General features: G+C 70.8%; 22 protein-coding genes. 12 read left to right on the forward strand and 10 right to left on the reverse strand.

The annotated features are described in order from the left end of the window. Positions 1–161: 161 nt before the first annotated feature. Positions 162–1,352, forward strand: a complete 1,191-nt coding sequence (locus ACZ7M2_RS02820; protein ID WP_471593852.1) for a globin domain-containing protein — start codon at positions 162–164, stop codon at positions 1,350–1,352. Positions 1,353–1,476: 124 nt separating this feature from the next. On the opposite strand, the gene ACZ7M2_RS02825 is transcribed toward ACZ7M2_RS02820, so the two are convergent. Next, complete coding sequence (locus ACZ7M2_RS02825; protein ID WP_471593853.1) at positions 1,477–1,932, reverse strand: Rrf2 family transcriptional regulator; 456 nt, start codon at positions 1,930–1,932, stop codon at positions 1,477–1,479. A 193-nt stretch (positions 1,933–2,125) separates the two neighbouring features. Between ACZ7M2_RS02825 and ACZ7M2_RS02830 the strand changes: the two genes are divergently transcribed. The 4 genes from ACZ7M2_RS02830 (at position 2,126) to ACZ7M2_RS02845 (ending at position 7,939) form a co-directional block, all read left to right on the forward strand. Continuing rightward, on the forward strand, positions 2,126–2,794 hold the full coding sequence (locus tag ACZ7M2_RS02830; RefSeq protein WP_471593854.1) for a DUF3105 domain-containing protein: 669 nt from the start codon (positions 2,126–2,128) through the stop codon (positions 2,792–2,794). 5 nt (positions 2,795–2,799) lie between these two features. Next, positions 2,800–3,432, forward strand: coding sequence for a DUF305 domain-containing protein (locus ACZ7M2_RS02835; RefSeq protein WP_471594506.1), 633 nt, complete (start codon positions 2,800–2,802; stop codon positions 3,430–3,432). A 675-nt stretch (positions 3,433–4,107) separates the two neighbouring features. Next, positions 4,108–6,018, forward strand: coding sequence for a S53 family peptidase (locus tag ACZ7M2_RS02840; RefSeq protein ID WP_471593855.1), 1,911 nt, complete (start codon positions 4,108–4,110; stop codon positions 6,016–6,018). 166 nt (positions 6,019–6,184) lie between these two features. After that, complete coding sequence (locus tag ACZ7M2_RS02845; RefSeq protein WP_352045562.1) at positions 6,185–7,939, forward strand: NAD+ synthase; 1,755 nt, start codon at positions 6,185–6,187, stop codon at positions 7,937–7,939. Between the two features lie 354 nt (positions 7,940–8,293). On the opposite strand, the gene ACZ7M2_RS02850 is transcribed toward ACZ7M2_RS02845, so the two are convergent. From ACZ7M2_RS02850 to ACZ7M2_RS02865, 4 genes are all read right to left on the reverse strand, one after another. Next, positions 8,294–9,517, reverse strand: coding sequence for an MFS transporter (locus ACZ7M2_RS02850; RefSeq protein ID WP_471593856.1), 1,224 nt, complete (start codon positions 9,515–9,517; stop codon positions 8,294–8,296). A 190-nt stretch (positions 9,518–9,707) separates the two neighbouring features. Next, complete coding sequence (locus ACZ7M2_RS02855; RefSeq protein ID WP_471593857.1) at positions 9,708–10,766, reverse strand: endonuclease/exonuclease/phosphatase family protein; 1,059 nt, start codon at positions 10,764–10,766, stop codon at positions 9,708–9,710. 225 nt (positions 10,767–10,991) lie between these two features. Then, positions 10,992–11,612 (reverse strand): TetR/AcrR family transcriptional regulator, encoded by a 621-nt coding sequence (locus ACZ7M2_RS02860; protein ID WP_352045565.1) that lies wholly within the window; start codon positions 11,610–11,612, stop codon positions 10,992–10,994. A gap of 52 nt (positions 11,613–11,664) precedes the next feature. Beyond that, positions 11,665–13,257 (reverse strand): MFS transporter, encoded by a 1,593-nt coding sequence (locus tag ACZ7M2_RS02865; RefSeq protein WP_471593858.1) that lies wholly within the window; start codon positions 13,255–13,257, stop codon positions 11,665–11,667. 227 nt (positions 13,258–13,484) lie between these two features. Between ACZ7M2_RS02865 and panB the strand changes: the two genes are divergently transcribed. The 3 genes from panB to ACZ7M2_RS02880 all read left to right on the forward strand — a co-directional run bounded on the left by panB (position 13,485) and on the right by ACZ7M2_RS02880 (position 16,443). Beyond that, on the forward strand, positions 13,485–14,372 hold the full coding sequence (gene panB / locus ACZ7M2_RS02870; protein WP_352045567.1) for a 3-methyl-2-oxobutanoate hydroxymethyltransferase: 888 nt from the start codon (positions 13,485–13,487) through the stop codon (positions 14,370–14,372). 221 nt (positions 14,373–14,593) lie between these two features. Further along, positions 14,594–15,622 carry an ATP-binding cassette domain-containing protein gene (locus ACZ7M2_RS02875; RefSeq protein WP_471593859.1) on the forward strand — a complete coding sequence of 343 codons (1,029 nt, stop codon included), beginning with the start codon at positions 14,594–14,596 and terminating at the stop codon, positions 15,620–15,622. Beyond that, positions 15,619–16,443: an ABC transporter permease gene (locus ACZ7M2_RS02880; protein WP_471593860.1), complete on the forward strand. Its 825-nt coding sequence runs from the start codon at positions 15,619–15,621 to the stop codon at positions 16,441–16,443. Before ACZ7M2_RS02875 ends, ACZ7M2_RS02880 begins: the two co-directional genes overlap by 4 nt. Positions 16,444–16,495: 52 nt before the next feature. Here ACZ7M2_RS02880 and ACZ7M2_RS02885 read toward each other — a convergent pair whose 3' ends face one another. Next, positions 16,496–19,867 carry an AfsR/SARP family transcriptional regulator gene (locus ACZ7M2_RS02885; RefSeq protein WP_471593861.1) on the reverse strand — a complete coding sequence of 1,124 codons (3,372 nt, stop codon included), beginning with the start codon at positions 19,865–19,867 and terminating at the stop codon, positions 16,496–16,498. A 130-nt stretch (positions 19,868–19,997) separates the two neighbouring features. Here ACZ7M2_RS02885 and ACZ7M2_RS02890 point away from each other — a divergent pair, with 130 nt between their 5' ends. Beyond that, complete coding sequence (locus ACZ7M2_RS02890; RefSeq protein ID WP_352045571.1) at positions 19,998–20,798, forward strand: site-2 protease family protein; 801 nt, start codon at positions 19,998–20,000, stop codon at positions 20,796–20,798. On the opposite strand, the gene ACZ7M2_RS02895 is transcribed toward ACZ7M2_RS02890, so the two are convergent. From ACZ7M2_RS02895 to ACZ7M2_RS02905, 3 genes are all read right to left on the reverse strand, one after another. Next, positions 20,791–20,958, reverse strand: a complete 168-nt coding sequence (locus ACZ7M2_RS02895; RefSeq protein ID WP_471593862.1) for a hypothetical protein — start codon at positions 20,956–20,958, stop codon at positions 20,791–20,793. The genes ACZ7M2_RS02890 and ACZ7M2_RS02895 overlap by 8 nt on opposite strands. 101 nt (positions 20,959–21,059) lie before the next feature. Beyond that, positions 21,060–21,764, reverse strand: a complete 705-nt coding sequence (npdG, locus tag ACZ7M2_RS02900; protein WP_101405506.1) for an NADPH-dependent F420 reductase — start codon at positions 21,762–21,764, stop codon at positions 21,060–21,062. Between the two features lie 47 nt (positions 21,765–21,811). Continuing rightward, entirely contained in the window at positions 21,812–22,966 is a 1,155-nt protein-coding gene (locus ACZ7M2_RS02905; protein WP_471593863.1) for a sialidase family protein, read from the reverse strand. Positions 22,967–23,046: 80 nt separating this feature from the next. On the opposite strand from ACZ7M2_RS02905, the gene ACZ7M2_RS02910 reads away from it, so the two are divergent. Further along, on the forward strand, positions 23,047–23,649 hold the full coding sequence (locus ACZ7M2_RS02910) for a hypothetical protein (protein WP_067363306.1): 603 nt from the start codon (positions 23,047–23,049) through the stop codon (positions 23,647–23,649). A 79-nt stretch (positions 23,650–23,728) separates the two neighbouring features. Next, the gene (locus ACZ7M2_RS02915; RefSeq protein WP_471593864.1) at positions 23,729–25,093 is read left to right on the forward strand and encodes an MFS transporter; all 1,365 of its coding nucleotides are present in this window, start codon (positions 23,729–23,731) and stop codon (positions 25,091–25,093) included. Between the two features lie 112 nt (positions 25,094–25,205). Here the strand turns inward: ACZ7M2_RS02915 and ACZ7M2_RS02920 are convergent, their stop codons facing one another. Next, positions 25,206–25,436, reverse strand: coding sequence for a hypothetical protein (locus tag ACZ7M2_RS02920; RefSeq protein ID WP_403687505.1), 231 nt, complete (start codon positions 25,434–25,436; stop codon positions 25,206–25,208). Positions 25,437–25,495: 59 nt separating this feature from the next. Between ACZ7M2_RS02920 and map the strand changes: the two genes are divergently transcribed. Next, a complete protein-coding gene (gene map / locus ACZ7M2_RS02925; protein ID WP_054230856.1) occupies positions 25,496–26,353 on the forward strand; it encodes a type I methionyl aminopeptidase in 858 nt (285 codons plus the stop codon). Positions 26,354–26,492: the final 139 nt, after the last annotated feature.

Consider the following 26,492-nt stretch of genomic DNA (forward strand, 5'->3'; position numbering starts at 1 on the left):
GTGCCCATACTGCCTGCTCATCCGCCTGTCTGTAATGGCCGACTCCGAGACTCTCGCCTCGTGAGCTTTAATTTGCATCTTAGATGCAAGTTTTATTACTGTGCGGGGCAGAAACGGGGACCGCAACCCCCGTTCCGCCCCAGGCATTCGAGGAGCCCCCCATGCTGTCCGAGCAGTCCACCGCCACGGTGCACGCCACCCTCCCCGCCGTCGGCGCCGCCATCGGCGAGATCGCCGACCGCTTCTACGAAAGGCTTTTCGCCGCCCACCCGGAACTGCTCCGCGACCTCTTCAACCGCGGCAACCAGGCCTCCGGCATCCAGCGCCAGGCCCTCGCGGGATCCATCGCCGCCTTCGCCACCCACCTCGTCGAGCGGCCGGACGAGCGCCCCGACGTGCTGCTGAACCGCATCGCGCACAAACACGCCTCCTTGGGGATCGCCCCCGAGCAGTACGCGATCGTGCGCGAGCACCTCTTCGCGGCGATCGCCGAGGTCCTCGGCGACGCGGTCACACCCGAGGTCGAGGCCGCCTGGGACGAGGTCTACTGGCTGATGGCGAACGCCCTCATCGCCATCGAGCGGCGGCTGTACGCGCAGCACGGCGACGGGAGGGGCGGGTGGCGGGTCTGGGAGGTCGTGGAACGCGTCGAGGAGACCGCCGACGTCGCCACCTTCCGGCTCCGCCCGGCCGACGGGGGGCCGCTGCCGGACTTCCGGGCGGGCCAGTACGTGTCCGTACGCGTCGAGCTGCCGGACGGCGCCCACCAGATACGCCAGTACAGCCTCTCCAGCGCCCCCGGCTCCCCCGTACGGCAGATCGGCGTCAAGCGGGTGCAGGGCGAGGCCTCGGGCCCCGACGGCGAGGTGTCCAACCACCTCCACGCGCGTGTGCACGTCGGCAGCACGCTCGAGCTCTCCGCTCCGTACGGCGATCTGGTGCTCGACGACACGGACGCGCCGGTGCTGCTCGCCTCTGCCGGCATCGGCGTCACCCCGATGATCGCCATGCTGGAACAGCTCGCGCTCACCGGACACCACGCCCCCGTCACGGTCGTCCACGCCGACCGCTCCCCCGCCGACCACGCGCTGCGCGCCGACCATGAGGCGTACGCGGGGAAGCTCGCGGACGCGGCCGTCCACTTCTGGTACGAGCAGGACGCCGAGGGCGCCGGCCGCCCCGGGCGCGCGGACCTCTCCTCCGTGGCCGTCGCGTCGGGCACGCGCGCGTACCTGTGCGGGCCGCTCCCCTTCATGCGGGCGGTGCGGGGGCAGCTCATCGACAAGGGGGTGGCTCCGGCCGACATTCACTACGAGGTGTTCGGACCGGATCTCTGGCTCGCGCAGGACTGAGGTGGTTGACGGATAACGGATACCTGACGGCAAGCGGCGGACTTCAGGTATCCCGTATCCGGTATCAGGTAACAGGTAACAGATGACAGATGACAGATGACAGATTTCGTCAAGTGTCAGCCCGTCATTCCGATGTCAGAGCCGAGGTCGGCCTGCCAGAGATCCCCAGCAGCAGCGGCCCCGTAGGCGCGGCGACCACGTCCGCCACCGTCAGTGGGTCCAGCGAGGCGAAGAACGCCTCCTGAGCCCGCCGGAGCGCACCCCGCAGCCGGCACCCGGAGTTGAGGGGGCACGGCGTGGCCCCCTCGCAGTCGACCACGTCACCGTCGCCCTCGAAGGTGCGGACGATCGCGCCGACCGAAGCCGTACGCCCCGCTTCGGTGAGGCCGAGGCCGCCGCCTCGGCCGCGGCGGGCCGCGAGCAGTCCCAGGTGCTGGAGCTCGGCGACGACCTTCGCGGCATGGGTATAGGGGACGTCCATGTCCGCGGCGACCTCGCGGGTGGTGGGGGTCGACCCGTCGGCGACGGCGAGCCGCATCAGGACACGCAGGGCCAGATCGGTGGAGCGCAGCAGCCTCATACCGCCAGCGTAGTTAATACGCATCTGTCGCTCAAATTATCCGCGGATCATCCGAACAGGGCCGCCTCCCCCCTTTGCGGGGCTGCGCCACAGGGTGTCTCCTTTGGACATTCCGTGACCTCCCTTCGTACTGAGCGCCCTCGTCCCATTACGATCAGCGGACCCGACCGTCCCATCCCCATAAGGACTCGCCATGGGTTCCGCCAAGAACACCACCTCCGCGCAGCGCAAGGCGCGCATAGAAGAGATGCGCAAGGCCGAGCGTGCCCGGGAGCGTCGTAACCGGATCCTCACGATCACGGCCAGCACGGTCATAGTCGCCGGTCTTGTCGTCGGCGGTGTCGTCCTGGTCAAGTCGCAGTCCGACGACAGCAGCACCTCGGCGAGCGACTCGAAGGGCGGCTCGGGGCACTTCGTCGCGGGCAAGGACGGCGTGGAGACCTGGTCGGGGACGCTGTCCCGCAACCACGTCACCAAGACCGTGAAGTACCCGATGGAGCCCCCGGTCGGCGGCAACCACAACCCCGTGTGGATGAACTGCAACGGCGACGTCTACGGCAAGGCGATCAACAACATGAACGCCGTGCACTCGCTGGAGCACGGCGCGGTGTGGGTGACGTACAACGGCAAGGCCTCCGACGCCGACGTGAAGGCGCTCGAAGCGAAGGTCAAGAAGACGCCGTACACCTTGATGAGCCCCGTCGAGGACCAGAAGGATCCGATCATGCTGAGCGCGTGGGGGAAGCAGCGCACGGTGACGAGCGCGAGCGACCCGAACGTCGACAAGTTCTTCTCGGAGTTCGTGCAGGGCAAGCAGACGCCCGAGCCGGGCGCCGCCTGCACCAACGGTCTGTCGCAGTGAGCCAGATGCGCCAGGTGGGCTGGATCGCGGGCACCACGGCGGCGGTGCTGGTGGCCGCCGGGGCGATCACGTACGCGGTCGCCGAGAGCGACGGCTCGGGGTCCTCGGGGACGAAGGTGCCGTCGGCCGACTCGGCGGACGCGGGTTTCGCGCGGGACATGGCGGTCCATCACCAGCAGGCCGTCGAGATGTCGTACATCGTGCGCGACCATACGGACAACGTGGAGGTACGGCGGCTCGCGTACGACATCGCGCAGACGCAGGCCAATCAGCGCGGCATGCTGCTGGGCTGGCTCGACCTGTGGGAGCTGCCGAAGGTGTCGGCGGACGCGCCCATGACGTGGATGGGCATGGGCGACATGGCGTCCGGCAAGGACGGCGCGCTGATGCCCGGCATGGCGACCAACACCGAGATGAAGAAGCTGAACACGCTGAGCGGCAAGCAGGCGGAGGTCTTCTACCTGCAGTTGATGACCGACCACCACAAGGGCGGCATCCACATGGCCGAGGGCTGCGTCGCGAAGTGCACGGTCGGCGTGGAGAAGAAGCTCGCGCAGGGCATGGTCGACGCGCAGCAGTCGGAGATCCAGCTGATGGCGGACATGCTCAAGGAGCGGGGCGCGAAGGCCCGCGACTAAGCGCTCCGCTGGAAGTGCCGGGATGTGCCGTCGATCGTCTGCGGCGCCCTCGTGGCTGGTCGCGCAGTTCCCCGCGCCCCTTCAGGGCGCTGCCGAACGGCAGCGGACTTCACCCGACCCGCTTAGGCCGAGGACGGCCGAGTGTGAACGACTGCGCGTGAACGGCTGTGTGTGAACGGCTGTGTGTGAACGGGTCCGGGGTGTCGAACCCCGGACCCGTCCGCCCCTCTCCGCCGGGTGCACGGCCACGCCGCCCTCGACACCCCTGCCACCCCGGCCGTCCTCGTCAGGCGTCGACCCGGCCTTCAGGACGCGATCGGCCCCGGGGTGCCTTCCCGTCGCCGGGGCGAACCACGAACCTGCCGATGTCGCAATACGCTCACAGAAGTTGGGAACCCCTTTACAAGAAAACGAGGGATATCCCTACATCCGGGGCGAGGGTGGCGTCATACCGTCGCAAATACCCTTTATTCGCGGCCACTTGGTGTTTCCTTGGCCTTCTCATTCCCCTGGCATGAACGGTTCATCGCCAGAGTGACCCCAGCGTGATCCATTCCCTGTGTCCGCAATTACGGCACACGGTTTCGCACATCACGAACGACCACACATGCGACGAACCGCATCGCAGGGGGTTTTATGAGATCCAATCGCGCCACCATGCGCGCCGGAGTGAGCATGGCAGCGACACTGCCGCTGCTCGCCGGCGCGCTGGCGCTCGGTATACCCACGGCCAACGCCGCGGACGGTCCCAGCCGGGACACCCTCACGGGCACCAAGCCCGCGTGGGCCACGGCGAAGGCGGACAAGGGGGCCGCGTCCGACAACTCCCAGGTCTCCGCCCGGGTCTACCTGGCCGGCCGGAACGCTGCCGGTCTGGCCGCGTATGCCAAGGCCGTGTCCGACCCGAACTCGGCCTCGTACGGCAAGTACCTCAGCGCCAAGCAGACGCAGGCCCGCTTCGGTGCCACCAAGGCGCAGGTCGCCGCGGTGACCTCGTGGCTGAAGTCGGCGGGCCTGAAGGTCACCGGCACCACGCAGCACTACGTCTCCGTCACCGGTGACGTGGCCGCCGCCGAGAAGGCGTTCGGCACTCAGCTGCACAACTACGCCAAGGGCAAGAAGACCTACCGGGCGCCGTCGAAGACGGCTTCCGCGCCGGCCGCCCTCAACGGCGCCGTCCTGACCGTCACCGGCCTGGACAACGCCCCGCACAAGGCGACGCACGACGACACGCTGCCGCCCCCGGACGCGGTGTTCAAGAACTCCGGGCCGTTCTCCTCGTACTTCGGCTCGAACACCGCGAGCACCCTGCCGGACGCGTACGGCAAGAAGATTCCGTACGCGATCGAGGGCTACACGGGCAAGCAGCTGCGCGCCGCCTACGGCGCGGGCAAGCGCACCGGCAAGGGCGTGCGGGTCGCCATCACCGACGCGTACGCCTCGCCGACCATCGCGTTCGACGCGGCCACGTACGCCAAGAAGCACGGTGACTCGGCGTACAGCAGCAGCCAGCTGCGTCAGGTGCTGCCCGGCACCTACACGCAGACCGAGGAGTGCGGGGCGGCCGGCTGGTACGGCGAGGAGACCCTCGACGTCGAGGCCGTGCACGCCGTCGCGCCGGACGCGAACATCACGTACGTGGGTGCCGCGTCCTGCCTCGACAACGATCTGCTCGACTCGCTGAACAAGATCGTCGACAACCACCTGGCCGACATCGTCTCCAACTCGTGGGGCGACATCGAGGCCAACCAGACGCCGGACCTCGCGGCCGCCTACGACCAGACGTTCCAGTTCGGCGCGGTCGAGGGCATCGGCTTCTACTTCTCCTCCGGTGACAACGGTGACGAGGTCGCCAACACCGGCACGAAGCAGGTCGACACCCCGGCCAACTCGGCGTGGGTGACGGCGGTCGGCGGTACGTCGCTGGCGGTCGGCAAGGGCGACAAGTACCAGTTCGAGACCGGCTGGGGCACCGAGAAGGCCGCCCTCGCGGCCGACGGCAAGAGCTGGACCGGCTTCCCGGGCGCGTTCACCTCGGGCGCGGGCGGCGGCACCAGCAAGACCGTGGCGCAGCCCTTCTACCAGAAGGGTGTCGTGCCCAGCGCGCTCGCCACGGCCAACGGCACGACGGCCATGCGCACCGTGCCGGACATCGCGGCGGTCGCCGACCCCAACACCGGTTTCAAGGTCGGCCAGACGCAGACCTTCCCGGACGGGTCCCAGCAGTACAGCGAGTACCGGATCGGCGGCACCTCGCTCGCCGCGCCGGTGATCGCGGCCGTCCAGGCCCTGGCCCAGGAGGCGCGCGGCGGCAAGGCGATCGGTTTCGCCAACCCGTCGATCTACGCGAAGTACGGCTCCAAGGCGTACCACGACGTGACGGACACCCCCACGGGCTCCGAACTCGCCGTGGCGCGCGTGGACTTCGCCAACTCCATCGACGCGTCGGGCGGTCTGCTCACCTCCGTCCGCAGCCTCGGCAAGGACAGCTCCCTGAAGGCCGTGCGCGGCTACGACGACGTCACCGGTGTGGGCACGCCCACCTCGGGCTACGTCGAGTCGTACCGCTCGCACCACGGTCACTGACGGTCCTCCGTCACCTCTCCGCCGCGCCCGCCCCTCGTCGAGGGGCGGGCGTCCGCGTTTCCGGGCGGACCGGCGGCCCAGCCGTGCCGGATACCCCGTAGGGGTAGGTTGCCCGGGTGGGGCGCCCCACACCCCATTGTGTCGCTCTGACGATTACACTGGGCCCGTGCCTCAACTACGCCTCGCCCTGAATCAGATCGACTCGACCGTCGGCGATCTCGCCGCCAACGCCGAGGCGATCGTCCGTTGGACCCGGCACTCCGCCGAGCAGGGAGCGCATCTGGTGGCGTTCCCCGAGATGGTGCTGACCGGGTATCCCGTCGAGGACCTGGCCCTGCGGTCGTCCTTCGTCGAGGCCTCCCGCGCCGCGCTGCGCGCGCTGGCCGCGCGGCTGGCCGACGAGGGCTTCGGGGAGCTGCCGGTGATCGTCGGCTACCTCGACCGGTCCGAGACCGCCCAGCCGAAGTACGGGCAGCCGGCCGGCGCCCCGCAGAACGCCGCCGCCGTGCTGCACGGGGGCCGGGTGGCGCTGACCTTCGCCAAGCACCACCTCCCGAACTACGGCGTGTTCGACGAGTTCCGCTACTTCGTGCCCGGCGACACCATGCCGGTCGTACGGGTGCACGGGGTCGACGTGGCCCTCGCCATCTGCGAGGACCTCTGGCAGGACGGCGGGCGCGTGCCGGCGGCCCGCTCCGCCGGGGCCGGGCTGCTGCTGTCCATCAACGCCTCGCCGTACGAGCGCGACAAGGACGACACTCGCCTCGAACTGGTGCGCAAGCGGGCCCAGGAGGCCGGCTGCACCACCGCCTACCTCGCCATGATCGGCGGGCAGGACGAGCTGGTCTTCGACGGCGACTCCATCGTGGTCGACCGGGACGGGGAGGTCGTCGCACGCGCGCCGCAGTTCGCGGAAGGGTGCGTCGTACTGGACCTGGAGCTGCCGGCGGGCGCCGCCGAGCCGGTGACGGGTGTGGTGGACGACGGGCTGCGCATCGAGCGGCTGGTGCTGTCGCAGGAGCCGCTGCCCGCGTACGAGGCGGAGCTCGCCGGCGGGTACGCGGAGCGGCTCGACGCCGACGAGGAGGTCTACTCGGCGCTGGTCGTCGGACTGCGGGCGTACGTCGCGAAGAACGGGTTCCGTTCCGTGCTGATCGGCCTGTCCGGCGGCATCGACTCGGCGCTGGTCGCGGCGATCGCGTGCGACGCGCTGGGCGCGCAGAACGTGTACGGGGTGTCGATGCCGTCGAAGTACTCCTCCGACCACTCCAAGGGGGACGCGGCGGAGCTGGCGCGGCGGACGGGGCTGAACTTCCGGACGGTGGCGATCGAGCCGATGTTCGACGCGTATATGTCGTCACTGGGGCTGACCGGGCTGGCCGAGGAGAACCTCCAGTCGCGTCTGCGGGGCACGATGCTGATGGCCATCTCCAACCAGGAGGGGCACATCGTGCTGGCACCGGGGAACAAGTCCGAGCTGGCGGTGGGGTATTCGACGCTGTACGGCGACTCCGTGGGCGCGTACGGGCCCATCAAGGACGTGTACAAGACGTCGATCTTCCGGCTGGCGGAGTGGCGGAACCGGGCGGCGGCCGAGCGGGGGCAGACCCCGCCGATCCCCGAGAACTCGATCACCAAGCCGCCGAGCGCGGAGCTCCGTCCCGGCCAGGTCGACACGGACTCCCTCCCGGACTATCCCGTGCTGGACGCGATCCTCGAGCGGTATGTGGACCGGGACGAGGGGGCGGACGGGATCGTCGCGGCGGGGTTCGACCGGGAGCTGGTGGTGAAGACGCTGCGGATGGTGGACACGGCGGAGTACAAGCGCCGACAGTATCCGCCGGGCACCAAGATCTCCGCCAAGGGGTTCGGGAAGGACCGGCGGCTTCCGATCACCAATCGGTGGCGCGAGCACGCGTGACCTTGCCGGGGGGCGGCAGCGGGGTTGTGCGGGTGGGTGGGGGCTGGGCGCGCGGTTCCTCGCGCCCCTAAAAGCCGCCATCCGCCCGTCCGCGTTCGGCCGACGGACGGCGGGGGCTGGGCGCGCAGTTCCCCGCGCCCCTAAAAACCGCCATCCGCCCGTCCGCGTTCGACCGACGGACGACCGGGGCTGGGCGCGCAGTTCCCCGCGCCCCTAAAAACCGCCGCCCACCCGTCCACGTTCGGCCGACGGACGGCGGGGGCTGGGCGCGCAGTTCCCCGCGCCCCTGAAAGCCGCCGTCCGCCCGTCGGCGTGCGGCCGACGGGCGGTGGGGGCTGGGCGTGGGGTCTTGCGTCAGTGGTGGGCGTGTTCCGGGTGTGGGGGGACGTGGGTTGCGACCAGGCGGCCCGGCGTGGGGGCGGCGGCCTCGGCGCGGCGGCGGTCCACGGCGTACGCCGTCGCGGCGACCGCGAGGCCGAGGACGGCGAGCAGAGCCCCCGCCAGCGCGGGCGACGTCGTACCGAAGCCGGCGGCCAGCGCGATGCCGCCGATCCACGCACCGCCGGCGTTCGCGAGGTTGAACGCGGCCTGGTTGGCGGAGGACGCCAGGGACGGCGCCGCGGAGGCCTTCTCCATGACCATCAGCTGGAGGGGCGAGCCGGTGATGAAGGCGGCGGCACCGAGGAGGGTGACCGCGACGGCCGCACTCCACTGGGCGCTCATGAGGACGGGGAAGAGGGCGAGGACCGTGACCATCGAGACGAGTCCGCCGAAGAGGGTGCCGCGCAGGGAGTGGTCCGCGAGGCGGCCGCCCACGAGGTTGCCGACCGTCGCTCCGACGCCGAACAGCGCGAGCAGCAGCGTGACGCTGGAGTCGGCGTACCCGGCGGCGTCCGTGAGCATCGGCGTGATGTAGCTGTACGCGGAGAAGAGGGCGCCGAAGCCCGCGACCGTCGTGCCGAGGGCCAGCCAGACGGGGAGCGACCGCAGGGCGGCCAGCTCGCCGCGCAGACCGCCCGTGGGGCCGTGCGTGTGGTCGCGCGGGATGAGGAACGCGAGTGAGGCTATCGCCGCCAGACCGATCGCGCTCACGCCGAGGAAGGTGGCCCGCCAGCCGAAGTGCTGTCCGATGAAGGTGGCGACGGGGACGCCCGCGATGTTCGCGACGGTCAGGCCGAGGAACATCAGCGAGACGGAGCGCGCCTTGCGCTCGGGGGCGACGAGGTTGGTGGCGACGACGGCGCCGACGCCGAAGAAGGCGCCGTGCGGCAGACCGCTGACGAAGCGGGCGGCGAGCAGCCAGTGGTAGTCGGGGGCGAAGGCGGAGAGCGCGTTGCCGGCCACGAAGAGCCCCATCAGGGCGATGAGGACCTTGCGGCGGGACATCCGGGCGGTGGCCGCGGCGAGCAGCGGGGCGCCGATCACCACGCCGAGGGCGTAGGCCGAGACGAGGTGTCCGGCGCTGGGGATGGATATGTGGAGGTCGTCCGCGACGTCGGGCAGCAGGCCCATCATCACGAACTCGGTGGTACCGATGCCGAAGGCGCCCACGGCTAGGGCGAGCAGGGCCAGAGGCATGAAGGGCCTTTCAGAGGAGCGGAATGCAAAGAGGAGAACAAGACGGGCGGGGACGGGACCGGGTTCGTGGGCGTGCGCCCCAGTGGCCTGGGGCACACGCGCACACGGACACGCCCGTGCACACCGGTGTGCACGGGCTCTGTAAGTTCACCTGTGGAACAAAGTCTCGCAGGCCCAGTATTCCAGGAGGTTAAGATCCGGTTGCCGCGAGCTTGACCCGGGCTGCGATCGGGAGGTGATCGCTGCCGGTCCTGGGCAGGGTCCAGGAGGTCACCGGCTCGACGCCCTTGACCATGATCTGGTCGATCCGGGCCATCGGGAACGACGCGGGCCAGCTGAACCCGAAGCCGCTGCCCGCCGCGCCCTGGGTGGAGCGCATCTGCGAGGTGACACCGTTCAGCGCGCGGTCGTTCATCGTGCCGTTGAGGTCGCCGAGCAGGATGACCTGCTGCAGTGACTCGTCGGCGATCGCCTCGCCGAGCGCGTCGGCGCTCCGGTCGCGCTGGCGGGCGGTGAACCCGGCCTGCAGCTTCACCCGGACCGAGGGCAGATGGGCGACGTACACCGCGACCTGGCCGTTCGGGGTCGTCACCGTGGCGCGCATCGCGCGAACCCAGCCGAGCTTGATGTCGACGGGCTTGGTGCCGCTCATCGGGTACTTGCTCCACAGCCCGACGGTGCCCTCCACCGAGTGGTACTTGTACGTCGGGGCGAGCGCCTTCTCGTACGTGGGGACCGCCGTGGCCTTCAGCTCCTCCAAGGCCACCACGTCGGCGCCGGACGCGGCCACGTCACGGGCGGTACCGGAAGGGTCCGGGTTCTCCGCGTTGACGTTGTGCGTGGCGACGGTCAGGTCGCCGCCGGCACCGGTCCGGTCGGTGAGCAGTCCGCCGAACAGGTTCAGCCAGACGGTCGCGGGCAGCACGACGGCGATCAGGGCGGTCGCGGACTTCCGCACGAGGCCGAGGACCAGCAGGACAGGGATGAGGATGCCGAGCCACGGCAGGAACGTCTCGGTGAGACTGCCGAGGTTGCCGATCCTGTTGGGGATCTGCGCGTGCAGCAGCATCACCAGGGCGAGGATCAGGGCGAGCGCGGCCAGGATCAGTCCGCGGCGCCAGACGCCGCGGTCGCCGCGCCATGAACCCAGCGCGCGCCTGAGCTTGTCCAGCAGGCGCCGAAGCCGGGGACCTCGACGCTCGGGCCCCGAGCCGTCGCTGCCCGTCTCCGTCACGTACGCCTGCGCCATACCGTCGCCTCACAACCTGCCGTGCACACCGTCAGCCCCTCGGCTACGACCCTAGGGGATGATCGGCGTCGATCTCGCCGTCCGGGGACGGCCGTACGGGCACGAGGACGAACAACTCGGCGTCCGGAGTTCCGAATACGGGGCGGAGCGCGGCCTCTGTGACGAAACGCGCACATTCGGCGCATCGGCCGAGAGGATGAATGCGAGGATGGGTGAGAGGACGAACTAGGGCCGGTCGGGACGCAGTCCCGCGAGTACCGTGTCGACGATCTGTTCGGCCAGGTCCTCGGGGAGTTCGGCGTCCGGGCGCATGACGGCGCGTACCAGCATGGGGCCGACGAAGAGGTCGTTGATGACCTCGATGTCCACGTCGTCGCGGAGCTCGCCGTCCCGCTGTCCGCGGCGCAGGACCTCGAAGGTGGTCAGGCGCCGCGGTTCGATGACGATCGCCTGGTACGCGGCCCAGATCTTGGGGCTGGACTTGATCTGGGCGTAGACGTTGTGCAGGAGCGCCGAGGAGCGGCTGGCCAGGCCCCGCTGGCGCAGCGGCTCCAGAAGGGCTATCAGGTCGTCGCGCATCGAGGTGCCCGGGAGTTCGGTGTCCGGGGGCTCGGTGGCGCGCATGACGTCGACGAAGAGTTCCTCCTTGTCGCTCCAGCGGCGGTAGATGGTCGCCTTGCCGACGCCCGCGGTCCTGGCCAGGCGTTCGATGGAGATCTCCGCGAGGGGGACGCCGTCCTCCAGGAGTTTTATCGCGCCCTCGATGATGGAGCGCTCCACGGCCTCGCTGCGGGGACGCCCCCGGGGGGACCCCTCTTGCCTGGCTCGGCTGTCCGCGAGGCTCACGTGTCGCTCCTTTCCTTGGTGGTGCTGGCGCAATTCTCCCTGCAGCGCCCCGTCAGTGCTCGGCGGCCACCAACTCCGTCTCCTCCTTGCCCTGTTGCGGGGTCGAACTGCGGCCCGGCAGGAACAGGGCCACGATCACGGCGCCGACCAGCGCGATGCTCGCACCGCACAGGGCGGTGACGTGCATGGCGTGCAGGAAGGCGTCGTTGGCCGGGGTGATGAGGGCGTCGCCCCGGGGGCCGAGCTTGGCGGCGACGCCGAGGGTGGCCTCGATGGACTCGCCCGCGGTGTGCCGCAGGCCGGCCGGCAGGAGGGTGAGCTTGTCCTCGATGCCGCTGCGGTAGGCCGAGGAGAGGACCGAGCCGAGGACCGCGATGCCGAGGGCGCCGCCGACCTGACGGAAGACGTTGCTCAGGGCGGAGGCGGAGCCGGCCTTCTCACGCGGCAGGGCCTGCATGATGACGACGCTCGTCGGGGTCATGATGTGCGCCATGCCGGTGCCCATGAGGAAGAAGATGACCTCGAGGAGCCAGATCGGCGTGTCCGCGTCCAGGGTCGCGAAGGCGCCGAGCATCGCGGCGAGCAGCACCAGGCCCGCGGTGCACGTGGCCCGGTTGCCGAAGCGGTCGACGACGAGGCGGGCGCGCGGCGCGAAGAAGAGCTGGGCCGCGGCGAGCGGCAGCAGCAGCACACCGGTCTTCAGCGGCGAGTAGCCCCGCACGCTCTGGGTGTAGAAGACGGAGAAGAAGGTCACGCCCATCATCGCGAAGAACACGAGCGCGATCGCGGCGATGGCGGCCGAGAAGACCTTGTTCTTGAAGTAGGTGATGTCGATGGACGGATGGTCGCTGCGCTTCTCGTAGAGGACGAAGCAGGCGAGCACGGCGACTCCGGCGCCGATGGTCGCGAGAACCGCCGCGTCGGTGAAGGAGGCGAGCTGGCCGCCCTTGATGATGCCGTAGACGAGCAGGACGAGCCCTATGACCGAGAGGACGACGCCGACGAGGTCGATGCGGCCGGGGCTCGGGTCGCGGGAGTCCGGGACCAGCCAGAACATCAGGCCGAGCGCCAGCAGCACGATCGGCACGTTGATCAGGAAGACCGAGCCCCACCAGAAGTGGGCGAGGAGCACGCCGCCGGTGATCGGGCCGATGGCGATGGCGATACCGACACCGCCGGCCCAGATGCCGATGGCCTTGGGCTGCTCCTCGCGCTCGAAGACGTTCATGAGGACGGCAAGGGTGGCGGGCATCACGAAGGCGGCGCCGAAGCCCATCAGCGCGCGGAAGACGATGAGCTGGACGGGCGAGCCGGCCTCCGCGGCCAGCGCGGAGCCGGTGCCGAAGACGGCGAGTCCGGCGAGCAGGACCTTCTTGCGGCCGAACCGGTCGCCGAAGAGGCCTGCGGTGAACAGCAGCCCCGCGAAGACGAGCGTGTAGGCGTTGATGGCCCACTCCAGCTCGCTCTGGGTGGCGCCGAGTCCAGTGGGCGCCGGCGTCGAGATCGTCTTGATCGCGACGTTGAGGATGGAGTTGTCCAGCACCACTATCAACAGGCTGAGCATGAGCACGCCGAGAATGGCCCAGCGGCGCCGATGGACCGCCTCGGGCACGCGCCGTTCGACGTGGGCTGCGGGAGTTGTCATGGGGCCGAGCCTAGCGATTTTCGATACGGGACCGTCTCGTATCGTAAATCCTTTACAGAGACCTTACGAAGAGATGGGTCTACGGTCCACCCGCGACCTACATCGCGGGTGGACCCGAGACGTACATCGCTCGCCCCGGTCTGGCCCCCGGTGGCACGAGGTGCCACCATGTAGGAGGTCCGGGGACGCCGTCAGGGCGCCTCGAGATGACAGAAGGAGCCGTTGCGATGACGCAGCTTTCGGCTGCCCCGAAGCAGCCCGTGGAGGGCGTGCGGGCGACCACCGACAGCAGCAAGGCGCTGTACGGGGGCAAGAGCACCCGCCGTATCACGGTCCGCGACATCACCACAGCCAAGGAACGCGGCGAGAAGTGGCCGATGCTCACCGCCTACGACGCGATGACCGCGTCCGTCTTCGACGAGGCCGGCATCCCGGTCATGCTCGTCGGCGACTCGGCGGGCAACTGCCACCTGGGGTACGAGACGACCGTCCCCGTCACCCTCGACGAGATGACGATGCTGTCCGCCGCGGTCGTGCGCGGCACCAGCCGCGCCCTGATCGTCGGCGACCTGCCCTTCGGGTCGTACCAGGAGGGCCCCGTCCAGGCCCTGCGCTCCGCCACCCGCCTGGTCAAGGAGGCCGGGGTCGGCGCGGTGAAGCTGGAGGGCGGCGAGCGCTCGCACCGCCAGATCGAGCTGCTCGTGGAGTCCGGCATCCCCGTGATGGCGCACATCGGCCTGACCCCGCAGTCCGTGAACTCCATGGGCTACCGCGTCCAGGGCCGCGGCGAGGAGGCCGCCCAGCAGCTGCTGCGCGACGCCAAGGCGGTCCAGGACGCGGGCGCGTTCGCGGTCGTCCTGGAGCTGGTCCCGGCGGAGCTCGCCGCCGAGGTCACGCGCACCCTGCACATCCCTACCGTCGGCATCGGTGCGGGTCCGGAGACCGACGCGCAGGTCCTGGTGTGGACCGACATGCTCGGCCTCACCGGCGGCAGGGTGCCGAAGTTCGTGAAGAAGTACGCCGATCTGCGCGAGGTCATGGGCAACGCGGTGCGCGCGTTCGCTGACGACGTCGTCGGCGGAACGTTCCCTCTCGAGGAGCACTCGGTCCACTGAGCATCTGGGGCCCAGGACCGCCCAGGACTACCTGGACCCACTGAGCCACTGCGGCACCAGGACAGCCCGCCGATTTCCCCCGTCGGCGGGCTGTCGCCGTACGTGAAGGGCACGCACCACGGTGAGAGGCGCGAACGTCTGTCGGCGATATATCGGTGAGCGTACGGCGCTGTAGGCGAGCTGTAGGTGGTTTGTCGGTGGGCGCTGGCACCTTGATGGGCATGACGCGAATCGACAAGAACCCCGACAGCGGCGCCCGCAGCGCCGTCTCCGTGCGGGGGCTGGTCAAGCACTACGGCGAGACCAAGGCTCTGGACGGCGTGGACCTGGACGTCCGCGAGGGAACCGTCCTCGGGGTGCTCGGTCCCAACGGTGCCGGCAAGACCACCCTCGTCCGTATCCTTTCCACCCTCGTCACCCCCGACGCCGGCCGGGCCACCGTCGCCGGCTACGACGTGCTCACCCAGCCCCGCCAGCTGCGCCGCGTGATAGGCCTGACCGGTCAGTACGCCTCGGTCGACGAGAAGCTCCCCGGCTGGGAGAACCTGTACATGATCGGGCGGCTGCTCGACCTGCCCCGCAAGGACGCCCGCCGGCGCGCCGACGAGCTCCTGGAGCGCTTCTCGCTCACCGAGGCGGCCAAGCGCCCGGCATCGACGTACTCCGGCGGTATGCGCCGCCGTCTCGACCTCGCCGCCTCCATGATCGGCCACCCCTCCGTCCTCTATCTGGACGAGCCGACCACCGGGCTCGACCCGCGCACCCGCAACGAGGTGTGGAAGGAGGTCAAGCGGATGGTCGCGGACGGCGCCACCGTGCTGCTCACCACCCAGTACATGGAGGAGGCGGAGCAGCTGGCCTCCGAGCTGACGGTCATCGACCGCGGCAAGGTCATCGCCAGCGGCCGGATCGACGAGCTGAAGGCCCGGGTCGGCGGCCGCACGCTGCGCATCCGCCCGGTGGACCCGCTGGAGCTGCGCCCGCTGGCCTCCCTCTTCGACGAGCTGGGGCTCACCGGTCTCGCCGCCTCGGTCGTGGACACCGAGACCGGCACCGTGCTGGTCCCGATCCTCAGCGACGAACAACTCACCGCCGTGGTCGGCGCGGTCACCGCGCGCGGCATCACGATCGGCTCCATCTCCACCGAACTGCCCAGCCTGGACGAGGTGTTCCTGTCCCTCACCGGCCACAAGGCCGGTGTCCCGCAGGACGCCGCCCCCGCCCGCGCCTACGAGGAGGTCTCCGCATGAGTACCGCCGTTGTCGAAGCCCCCGTCGCCGCGAAGGGCGACCCCCGTATCTCGCCCCGCGCGCACGCGCGCCACATCGGCGCGCTCGTCCGCCGCAACCTGCTGTGGATCCGCCAGGACCCGGAGTCGATGTTCGACGCCGTCCTGATGCCGGTCGTCTTCACCCTGCTGTTCGTGTACGTCTTCGGCGGCTCCATCGGGCAGTCGCTGGGCGGCGGACAGGACGCCTACGTCCAGTACGTGGTGCCCGGTCTGATGGCGATGACGGCGATGAACATCGCCACAGCCGTCGGCACCGGCTTCAACGAGGACTTCCAGAAGGGGGTGATGGACCGCTTCCGCACCCTGCCGATCGGCCAGGGCTCCGTGCTCTTCGCCAAGATCGTGGTGGAGCTGATGCGGATGCTGGTCGCGACGACGATCCTGCTGGTCGTCGGCGTGCTGGTCGGATTCGACATCACGAACTGGCCGGGTCTGTTCGCCTCCGTGGGGCTCGCCGTCCTCTTCGGCTCGTCCCTGATGTGGATCTTCCTGGTCCTCGGAGTGACGATGAAGAACGCGCAGTCCGTGCAGGCGATGGGATTCCTGGTGCTGATGCCCCTGCAGTTCGGTTCGTCGATCTTCTCGCCGACCGGGACCATGCCCGGCTGGCTGCAGGCCTTCACCGACTACAACCCGCTGTCCGCGCTCGCGGACACCACGCGCGGCCTGATGGTGAGCGGCCCGGTCACGCACAGCCTGTGGGTGACCCTCGCCTGGACAGCAGGGCTCACCTTGGTCATGGCGCCGATCGCGATCCACAAGTTCCGCACCAAGAGCTGACGTTCGCGCACAGGACCACGGAAACCCCGGTCCGCGTCACCCCCGGTCCGCGTCACACGAGGGCGGCGGCCTCCTCCAGGGAGAGCCCGCCGCCCTCGGCGTACGCGGCCTCGTACGTCGCGTCGTCCAGCACGGCCCGCAGGTCGGCCTCCGCCTGTATGCGCACCTGCTCCTCCATCGGGCCCACGAAGTGCCCGGGCGGCAGCAGATGGTCGGCGGCCCCGAGCAGCACGGCCGCGTCGCGGACGCGGCGGCCGCCGTCCAGGCCCGTGAGGGCGATGGCGGCGGTGGTCAGATGCGCGGAGGGCATGTGCGGGGCGATGATCTGCGACAACGGGTCGCCCGCCCGCGTCAGCGCCTCCCGCACCTTCTCCAGGGCGGACTCGTGCAGCCCCTCGAGCGCGTCCAGCCAGGCCTCGACGCCCACCACGAACCCGTCGAAGACCACGAAGGTGACCGCTTCGAAGTTCTCGCGCAGTATCCGCATGTGTTCGCGTGCCTCGGCGACCCGGCCACTGCGGGCCAGCCACATCGCCAGGAACAGCCGGGAGGCGGGCATGGCCTCGTTGTAGGCGCCGTCGCCGCTCTCCAGGACCTCCCGCAGCAACCGCTCGCCGCGTTCGGTGTCGCCGGACTCGATGAGCACACCGCCGAGCCGGGTGTTGAGGACGGCCGTCTGGGCGTGCGCGCCGAGCCCTTCGGCGTGGGTCATGGCCTCCGTGTAGTCCGCGGCGGCGAGCGTGAACTCGCCCCGGCGCTCGTGGGCCTCACCGCGTGCGGAGAGCGCCTCGGCCGCGCCCCAGGCGTCCCCGAGCCGGGTGAAGAGTTCCAGTGCCTCGTCGGCGTCCCGGGTCGCGTCGCCCGCCCAGGTGGCCCGGTTGGCGAGGATGTTGGCACGCATCTGGAGGGCGACGGCGAGTTCCCACTCGTAGCCGAGTTCGCGGCAGGTCTGGACGGTCGCGTCGATGACGGAGCGCATCCGCTCGATGTCGCCGGTCAGGATCACGGCGTAGAACCAGAGGTTGCCGGGGCTGCGGCAGGTCTGCGGCTGGCCCGGGCGGTAGGTCTCGCTGATGACGCGCAGTTTCCGCTTGGCCTGCGGGGTGTCCCAGGCCGCCATGTCCATGTCCATGCAGGCGAGATGGACGAGGTGGACACCGCGGCGGGCCTCTTCGAGGGCCTCGGGGCGCATCGGCGGCGGGGTATCCGTGCAGCTCTCCAGCAGCGGGGCGGCCGGCCGCGCGGGCTCGGCGAAGGGGTCGGGGCCGAGGGCCATGACCTCGCGGGACCAGTGGCGGGTCATCTGCCGCAGATCGCGCATCTGCCAGTACCAGGCCAGGGAGAGGACCAGGCAGAGCGCTTCCTGCTCGTCGCGGGCGGCGACGGCGTGCTGGAGGGCGGCGCGGATGTTCTCCGACTCGGTCTCCAGCCGTTCGATGGCGGCGCGCTGGCCCGGGCCGCGCAGCCGGGGGTCGGTGGTGCGGGCCACTTCGCGGTAGTGCGTGAGGTGGGCGCGCTCGGCGGCGGGGCGCTGCCCCGACTCGTCGAGCCGCTCGCCCGCGTACTCGCCGACGGTCTCCAGGAGCCGGTAGCGCATCTCGCCGTCCCCCCATGGGGCGGCCACGACGAGGGACTTGTCGACGAGCGAGCCGAGCGTCTCCAGGGCGGCCGGTCCGCAGACGGCCTCGGCGGCGGCGAGGTCGCAGCCGCCCGCGAAGACGGACAGCCGCCGCAGCACGTCCCGTTCGTCCTCGTCGAGGAGGTCCCAGGACCAGTCGACCACGGCGCGCAGGGTCTGCTGGCGCGGCAGGACGGTACGGCTGCCGGAGGTCAGCAGCCGGAACCGGTCGTCGAGCCGGTCGGCGATCTGACGCGGGGTGAGCATCCGCAGCCGGGCGGCGGCGAGTTCGATGGCGAGCGGCAGTCCGTCGAGGCGGCGGCAGATCTCGGCGGTGGCCGCGGGGTCGTCCTCGACCCGGAAACCCGGGCGGGCGGCGGCCCCCCGGTCGGCCAGCAGCCGCAGCGCGAACGGCTCCGGCAGCGGCTCCACGGGGCGCAGCAACTCCCCCGGTACGCCGAGGGGTTCGCGGCTGGTGGCCAGCACCGTCAGGCCCGGGCATCGCTCGAGCAGCTCCTCGACGAGACGCGCGGCGGCGTCCACGACGTGCTCGCAGTTGTCGAGGACGATCAGCATGCGGCGCTTGGCGCAGTACTCGGCGAGCCGATGGAGGTCGTCGTGCCGGTCGGCGGCGGCCCGCAACTCCTCCGCACCGGCGCCGCGCAGCACGGTCTCGCGGGCTCCGACGGCGGTGAGCACCGCCTCGGGCACGGCCTTCGGGTCCTCGACCGGCGCGAGTTCGGCCAGCCACACCCCGTCCGGCGCGGTGTCCGCCACGGTCTCCGCCGCCTCCTGCGACAGCCGCGTCTTGCCGGCCCCTCCGGGCCCGAGCAACGTCACGAGCCGGGCCGTCGCCAGATCCTCCCGGATCGTGTCGATGTCCGCCGCCCGCCCGACGAAGGAGGTCAGCCGGGCGCGGAGGTTGCCGGGCGGCGGCGATGCGGAGCGGCCACGCCCGGCCGGTGCGGTCCGGATCCCGGTCCCGGTCTCGGTCCCGGTCCGGTGCTCGGTCCGGTTCTCGGTCCGGTCCGTGGAGCGGGGTCGCGGGCCCTGGGCGTGCGACCTGCCGCCGTCGTCGGCCGGGCTGAGCAACTCCTTGTGCAGGGCGCGCAGTTCGGGGCCGGGGTCGGAGCCGAGGCGGTCCGCCAGCAGCTCCCGTACGGACTCGTAGGCGGCGAGGGCCTCGGCGGGCCGGCCGGCGTCGCGCAGGGCGCGCAGACGCAGGAGGTGCAGGGGCTCGTCCAGGGGGTGGAGGTCACACAGGGCGGTGAGCTCGGGCAGGGACTGTTCGGCGTGGCCGAGGGCGAGGGCCGCCGCGAACCGGGCGCGCCGTACGTCGAGACGGCGGGTCTCCCAGCGGGCCGACTCGGCGGCCCGGTCCGGGAGGTCCGCGAGGGCCGGCCCGCGCCACAGGGCGAGGGCGTCGTCGAGGGCCTCGGCCGCCTTCGTGGGGTCGCCGTCGGCGAGCGCGCGTACGCCCTCCCCCGCGAGCCGCTCGAAACGGTGCAGGTCGATGTCGTCGGCGCCCGCGGCCAGCCGGTAGCCGCCGTCCCCCGAGTCCACCGCCTGCGGACCGAGCGCCCTGCGCAGCCGCCCCACCAGGGCCTGGAGCGCACCCGGTGCATCGGCGGGCGGATCGCCGTCCCACACCTCGTCCACCAGAACGGCCGCGGGCACGGTCCGTCCGGGCCGCAGCGCGAGCACGGTCAAGAGGGCGCGCAGCCGCGCCCCGCCGAGCACGACGGGCGTGCCGTCGGGGCGGAGTGCCTGGGTGGTGCCAAGGATCCGGTAGCGCACGGGGTCCATTGTCTCCGGTGACGTGACGATCTCAGCCCCTACCTTCTCCGGAACCAATGACCGACCGCGAGACGTTTTCCCCGTGAGCCCGGTACGGTCGGGCAGGCCCAGCACCATGCGCACCAGTCCGAGGAGCCCCATGACCACCGCCGCTTCCCGTCGCAGCAGCGACCGGAGGATCAGCCCCGTCTTCGTCGGGATCGTGGCCGTGATGGCGGTGACCGGGTGGGCGACATGGACCGGGTTCGCCGAGGAGCCCGGTGTGGCCGTGTTCCTCTTCGTGACGGCCGCCTGGATCGTCTCCCTGTGCCTGCACGAGTACGCGCACGCGCGCACCGCCCTGCACAGCGGCGACATCTCGATCGGCGCGAAGGGCTATCTGACGCTCAACCCGCTGAAGTACACGCATGCGCTGCTGAGCATCGTGCTGCCGGTGATCTTCGTGATCATGGGCGGGATCGGTCTGCCGGGCGGGGCGGTCTTCATCGAGCGCAACAGGATCCAGGGCCGCTGGAAGCACAGCCTGATCTCGGCGGCGGGCCCGCTGACGAACGTGCTGTTCGCCGTCGTGTGCACGGCGCCGTTCTGGCTGCACGCCCTGGACGGCGTGCCGCGGGACTTCCAGTTCGCGCTGGCGTTCCTCGCACTGCTCCAGGTCACGGCCGCGATCCTGAACTTCCTGCCGGTCCCGGGCCTGGACGGCTACGGCGTGATCGAGCCCTGGCTGTCGTACAACGTCAAGCGCCAGGTGGAGCCGTTCGCCCCGTTCGGCCTGCTGTTCGTGTTCGCGGTGCTGTGGATCCCGTCGGTGAACACGGCTTTCTTCGACGTGATCCACTCGATCCTGAACAGCCTGGGGATCGACGAGATCCAGACGTACTGCGGTCAGGAGTTCTACCGCTTCTGGCAGGGCACCAACGAGTTCTGCTCGGTCAGCTGACGGACCTGCCGCGCCGCGCGTAGTACCACGTCATGTTGGACGACAGTCCGGCCAGCAGCACCCACACGATCCCCAGCCAGCTGCCCTGGACGAAGGAGACGACGGCCGCGGCGACCGACAGGACGCAGACAGTCAGGGCATAGAGGGCGAGGCGGGGCATGGGGGTCGGCTCCTGTCGGGACGGTTCGGACGAGGTCGTACGAGATCTACGAGGTCGTACGGCGTCCAGTGTCCCTCATGTCCCCCATGCCCGTACGCCCGCTATACGTCCGTCACCCGGAGGCCGGCGTGGGCCTTGTAGCGGCGGTTCACGGAGATCAGGTTCGCCACCAGTGCCTCGACCTGGTGGGCGTTGCGCAGTCGGCCGGCGAAGACACCGCGCATGCCGGGGATCCGGCCGGCCAGCGCCTGCACGATCTCGACGTCCGCGCGCTCCTCGCCGAGGACCATCACGTCGGTGTCGATCTCGTCGACCTCCGGGTCCTGGAGGAGGACGGCCGACAAGTGGTGGAAGGCGGCCGCGACCCGCGAGTCCGGCAGCAGGGCGGCGGCCTGCTCGGCGGCGCTGCCCTCCTCCGGCTTCAGGGCGTAGGCGCCCTTCTTGTCGAATCCGAGCGGGTTGACACAGTCGACGACGAGCTTGCCGGCCAGCTCCTCGCGCAGCGATTCCAGAGTCTTGCCGTGCCCCTCCCACGGTACGGCGACGATCACGATGTCGCTGCGCCGCGCGCACTCGGCGTTGTCGGCGCCCTCGACACCGTGGCCCAGCTCCTCGGCGGCGGTCTGCGCGCGTTCCGCGGCACGCGAGCCGATGATCACCTTCTGGCCGGCCCTGGCGAGCCGGTAGGCCAGGCCCTTGCCCTGGGGGCCGGTGCCGCCGAGCACGCCGACGACGAGCCCGGACACGTCGGGAAGGTCCCAGGGGTCCTTCGCGGGGGCCTTCTGTGCACTGTCAGTAGAGGTCATGGGCCGACTTTACGTGTCACGGTTCCCGCCTCGGAGGCTTCGGGGGCTCAGGTGAGGGCCGTCACGGGGATTCGGCGGAAGGTGATCGTCTCGTACGGCCCGAAGTCGCCCGTCTCGTAGAGGAGCCCCACGGTCGCCCCGTCGACGCGGACGAGGTCGGAGTAGGCGGCGGGCAGTGCGTCGACGGTGTGCGCGGGCCGCCAGGTGGTGCCGCCGTCGGCGGAGGCCCGGACGGTCATGAGGGCGCGGGCGGCGGGGTCGGCGGGCCCCGAGTACAGCAGCAGGTCCGGGTCGCGGAGCTGGAGCACGCTGCCCTGGACGACGGGGGTGACCAGGCCCGCCTGCGGCCGGAAGGGACCGACCAGGGTCCTGCCACCGTCCGTGGAGTGGGCGTCGGCACGGTTGCCGGGGGACGGGGCGGACGGGGCGGACGGGGCGGACGGGGCGGACGGGCGGGAACTTCGCGTTTCGTTGCGGGTGTTGAAGTAGACGCGCCCGTCGGGGAGTTCGGCGGCGGTCGTCTCGTTGGCGTTGACGTATCCGTCGGTGTTCTCGTCGACGTACCCGAGGGACCAGGTCTCGCCGCGGTCGTCGCTGAGCAGGCAGTGGCCGCTGTTGTACTTCGCCTCGGTGCCGGTGTCCGTGCCGGTGGGCGGCAGGGTGTGGTTGCCGGGGACGACGACCCGGCCGGTGCCGAGCTGGATGGCGTGCCCGGGCGTGGTCGCGTACCACCGCCAGTCCGCCTTCTTCACCTGCCCGGTGATCTCCTTCGGGGCGGACCAGGTGACGCCGTCGTCGTCGCTGTGCTGCACCCAGACGCGGCGCCCGTCGGCGGGCTTCACCCCGCCGCGCAGGATGGCGTCCTCGGTCGCGCCGGCGGCGGCGCGGACGTGCACGAGCAGGATCCGGCCGGTGTCGAGGACGACGGGGGCGGGGTTGCCCGCGAGGTCGTTCCCGTTCCGGGCGACGGCCTGGAGCGGGCCCCAGGTGCGGCCGCCGTCCGTCGACCGCTTCAGGACGATGTCGATGCGGCCGTGGTCGGCGGCGGAGTCGACCCGGCCCTCGCAGAAGGCGAGCAGGGTGGGTGCACGGGTGGTGACGACAGCGGGGATCCGGAAGCTCGCGTAGCCTTCGCGGCCCGCGTGGAAGGGGGTGCTGGTGACCGCGGTTGTTGCCGTGGTGGTTCCGGTTGTTTCCGTCATGCGCCGGGATCTGCCCCACTTGGGCGAATTCATGGTGAACTCCGCCTGATCAGTTGCCGATTGGGGCAGGATGCCTGCGCATGGATGCCGTACGGGTCGCATTGCTGCGCGAAGTCCTCGCCGGGACCGAGTGGTTGGGTGCCACGCGGCGGTTCGCGGAGGGCCTGCGAGGGTCCGTGGTGTCGTACGGGGGCGGCCTGCTCCTCGTGGGCACGGCCGAGTACGAGCCGTGGCACCTGGCCGCACATCTGGTGGACGAGGCGGCCTGGTCGGGGACGCCGGAGCTGTCGCCGACGCTGGTGCGGCACGGGGCGCGGGCTTCGGACCCGGCCCATCTCGCGGTCGGCCTCGGCCGTATCGAGGCGGCGCGGCGCGGTGAGACGCTGCTCGTGGTGTCGCCCGCCGCACCCGGGGCGCCGCTCCTGGAGCGGGTCCACGACGCGCGGCGGGCCGGGGCGACCGTGCTCGCGCTCGACGCCGGTGACCGGGAGCTGGGGGCGATGGCACACGAGTCGCTGACCGTGCCGCCGGATCAGGAACTCGACCTCGACACCGTGCAGCACCTCGTCAGCGCGGCGGCCGGGGAGAACTCCCTGCCCTCACCGCGGGGGCGGCGCCGGTTCCGCGACCGGCTCTCCCGCCTCGCGGACCAGCTGACGGCTCCGCCCGCGGCACGGTGGTAGACCGCGGCGGGCGGAGGGGCGGCTGAGCGGCGGAAAAGCAGTTGCCGCCGCGGTGGGCGGCCGCTCAGCATGAGCCGTCGTGACCGACGACGCCCCCGTATCCCCCGCCGCGCTGCCCGCGCACGCCGAACCCGCCGCCGGTGCCGGTGCCGGTGCGCGGCTGCGGTCGCTGTTGCCCGATCTCGCGCCCTGGCGGGCGTCGGCCGACTTCCGGCGGCTGTGGCTGGCCGGGCTGATCACCAATTTCGGCAGCTTCCTGACCTTCGTCGCGCTGCCGGTGCAGATGAAGGTGCTGACCGGGTCGGCGGTGGCCGTGGGGGCGATCGGGGCCGTGGAACTCGTACCGCTGATCGTGTTCGGGCTGTACGGCGGGGCCCTCGCCGACGCCCTCGACAAACGGAAACTGATCCTCTACACGGAGGCCGGTCAGGGGCTGCTGTGCGGCGGACTGCTGGTCAACGCGCTGATGCCGCGTCCGGCGGTGTGGCCGCTGTACGTGGTCGCCGCGCTGTCCTCCGCGCTCGGGTCGGTGCAGCGGCCCGCGCTCGACTCGCTCGTCCCCCGGATCGTGGCGCACGAGCACCTGCCCGCCGCGGCCTCCCTCAACTCCCTGCGCTGGTCGGTCGGCGGGGTCGCGGGGCCGGCGCTCGCGGGCGTCGTGGTCGCGTACGCCGGGCTCGGCTGGGCGTACGCCGTGGACCTGGTGACGTTCGTGGTGTCGGTCGTACTGATCGTCGGACTCGCCGCGTCACCGGCCGCGCACGAGGCCGCGAAGCCGTCGCTCGCCTCCATCGCCCAGGGCGCGCGGTACGCGTGGAACCGCAAGGAACTCCTCGGCACGTACGTGATCGACCTGGCCGCGATGTTCTTCGCGATGCCGCTCGCGGTGCTGCCGTTCCTCGCCGACGAGCTGCACGCCGCGTGGTCGCTCGGGCTGATGTACGCCGCACTGCCCGCCGGGGCGCTGCTGGTGACGCTGACGAGCGGGTGGACCTCGCGTGTGCACCGGCACGGGCGGACGGTGGCGTTCGCGGCGGCGTGCTGGGGGCTTGCGATGGTGGGGGCGGGCGCCGTGCACAACGTGTGGCTGGTGCTGCTGTTCCTGGTCCTCGGCGGCTGTTGCGACATGGTGAGCGGGATCTTCCGGGGCGCGATGTGGGACCAGACGATTCCGGACGAGCTACGGGGGCGACTCGCCGGGATCGAGCTGCTCTCGTACTCCGTCGGGCCCCAGCTGGGGCAGGTACGCGCGGGCGGGATGGCGGCCTGGACGGGGGTACGGGCGTCGATCTGGGCCGGGGGTGTGATCTGCGTGGGAGCGGTGGGGGTGTTGGCGTGGTGCCTGCCGCAGCTGATGAAGTACGACGTACGGACGAATGAGCACGCGGTACGGATGCGCTCCGCTCGGGGCCAGACCATGCTCTCCCACCCCCACCACCCGTGACGGTCGCCCGGATGGTGCGGGCCGCCCGCGGGGGCCGGCCACCCTCGGCGCCCGCGGGTCCGCGCGCCACCACATGGCTCAGCCGCCTGGCGTCCCGGTGGCTCGGGGCTCGTCAGTCGTCTTCCGGGGTCGGGCCCGTCGTGTCGTGCCACTTGGGGTCCGTTTCCCACTCGAGGTTGCGCTCCTGGGCGGTCTCCATCGCGTGTTCGGCCTCCTCACGGGTGGTGTACGGGCCGAAGCGGTCCTTCGCGGGGCACTCGGGGCCCTCCTCCACCTTCTGGTGGACGAGGCAGTAGTACCACTCGCCCGGCTTCCCTACGGTCCGCTTCTTGAAGAGGGCCATGACCTGCTCCTTTCGCCACGGACATAGTGCCCCCATGCCCGCTGGTTAGACTCGCTGGCATGTCTGGCCAGTCGCTGCTCGTACCAGGAGAGCTCTCTCCCACCCGTCCCGTTCCGGGAAACATCAGGCGCCCCGAGTACGTGGGCAAGCCCGCCCCCACGCCGTACACCGGTCCGGAGGTACAGACCCCCGAGACCATCGAGGCGATGCGGATCGCCGGGCGGATCGCCGCGCAGGCGATGGCCGAAGCGGCGAAGCTCATCGCGCCGGGCGTGACGACGGACGAGCTGGACCGGGTCGCGCACGCGTACATGTGCGACCACGGCGCCTACCCGTCCACCCTCGGTTACCGCGGTTTCCCCAAGTCCCTGTGCACCTCGGTCAACGAGGTCATCTGCCACGGCATCCCCGACTCCACGGTGCTGCGGGACGGCGACATCATCAACCTCGACGTGACGGCGTACATCGGTGGCGTCCACGGCGACAACAACGCGACGTACCTGGTCGGGGACGTGGACGACGAGTCGAGGCTCCTCGTCGAGCGGACCCGTGAATCCCTCGACCGCGCGATCAAGGCGGTCAAGCCGGGCCGCCAGATCAACGTCATCGGCCGCGTGATCGAGTCGTACGCCAAGCGGTTCGGATACGGGGTCGTGCGGGACTTCACGGGGCACGGGATCAACTCCTCGTTCCACTCAGGACTGATCATCCCGCACTACGACAGCCCGCACGCGACGACCGTCATCCAGCCCGGGATGACCTTCACGATCGAGCCGATGCTCACGCTCGGTACGCACGACTACGACATGTGGGACGACGGGTGGACGGTCGTGACGAAGGACCGCAGGCGGACGGCGCAGTTCGAGCACACGCTGGTCGTCACGGAGAGCGGTACGGAGATCCTCACGCTGCCGTAGCCGCGTGCTCGTAGCTCACACCTCGCCCGCCCTGATCACAGGGCGGGCATTTTTTGTCGCCCGACGGGGTACGTTTTTACCGACAGGATGTCGGTAACCTGCCGAGAACCTATTGACTTAGGTAAGCCTAACCATACAA

Source organism: Streptomyces sp. NPDC111507, from assembly GCF_055638955.1.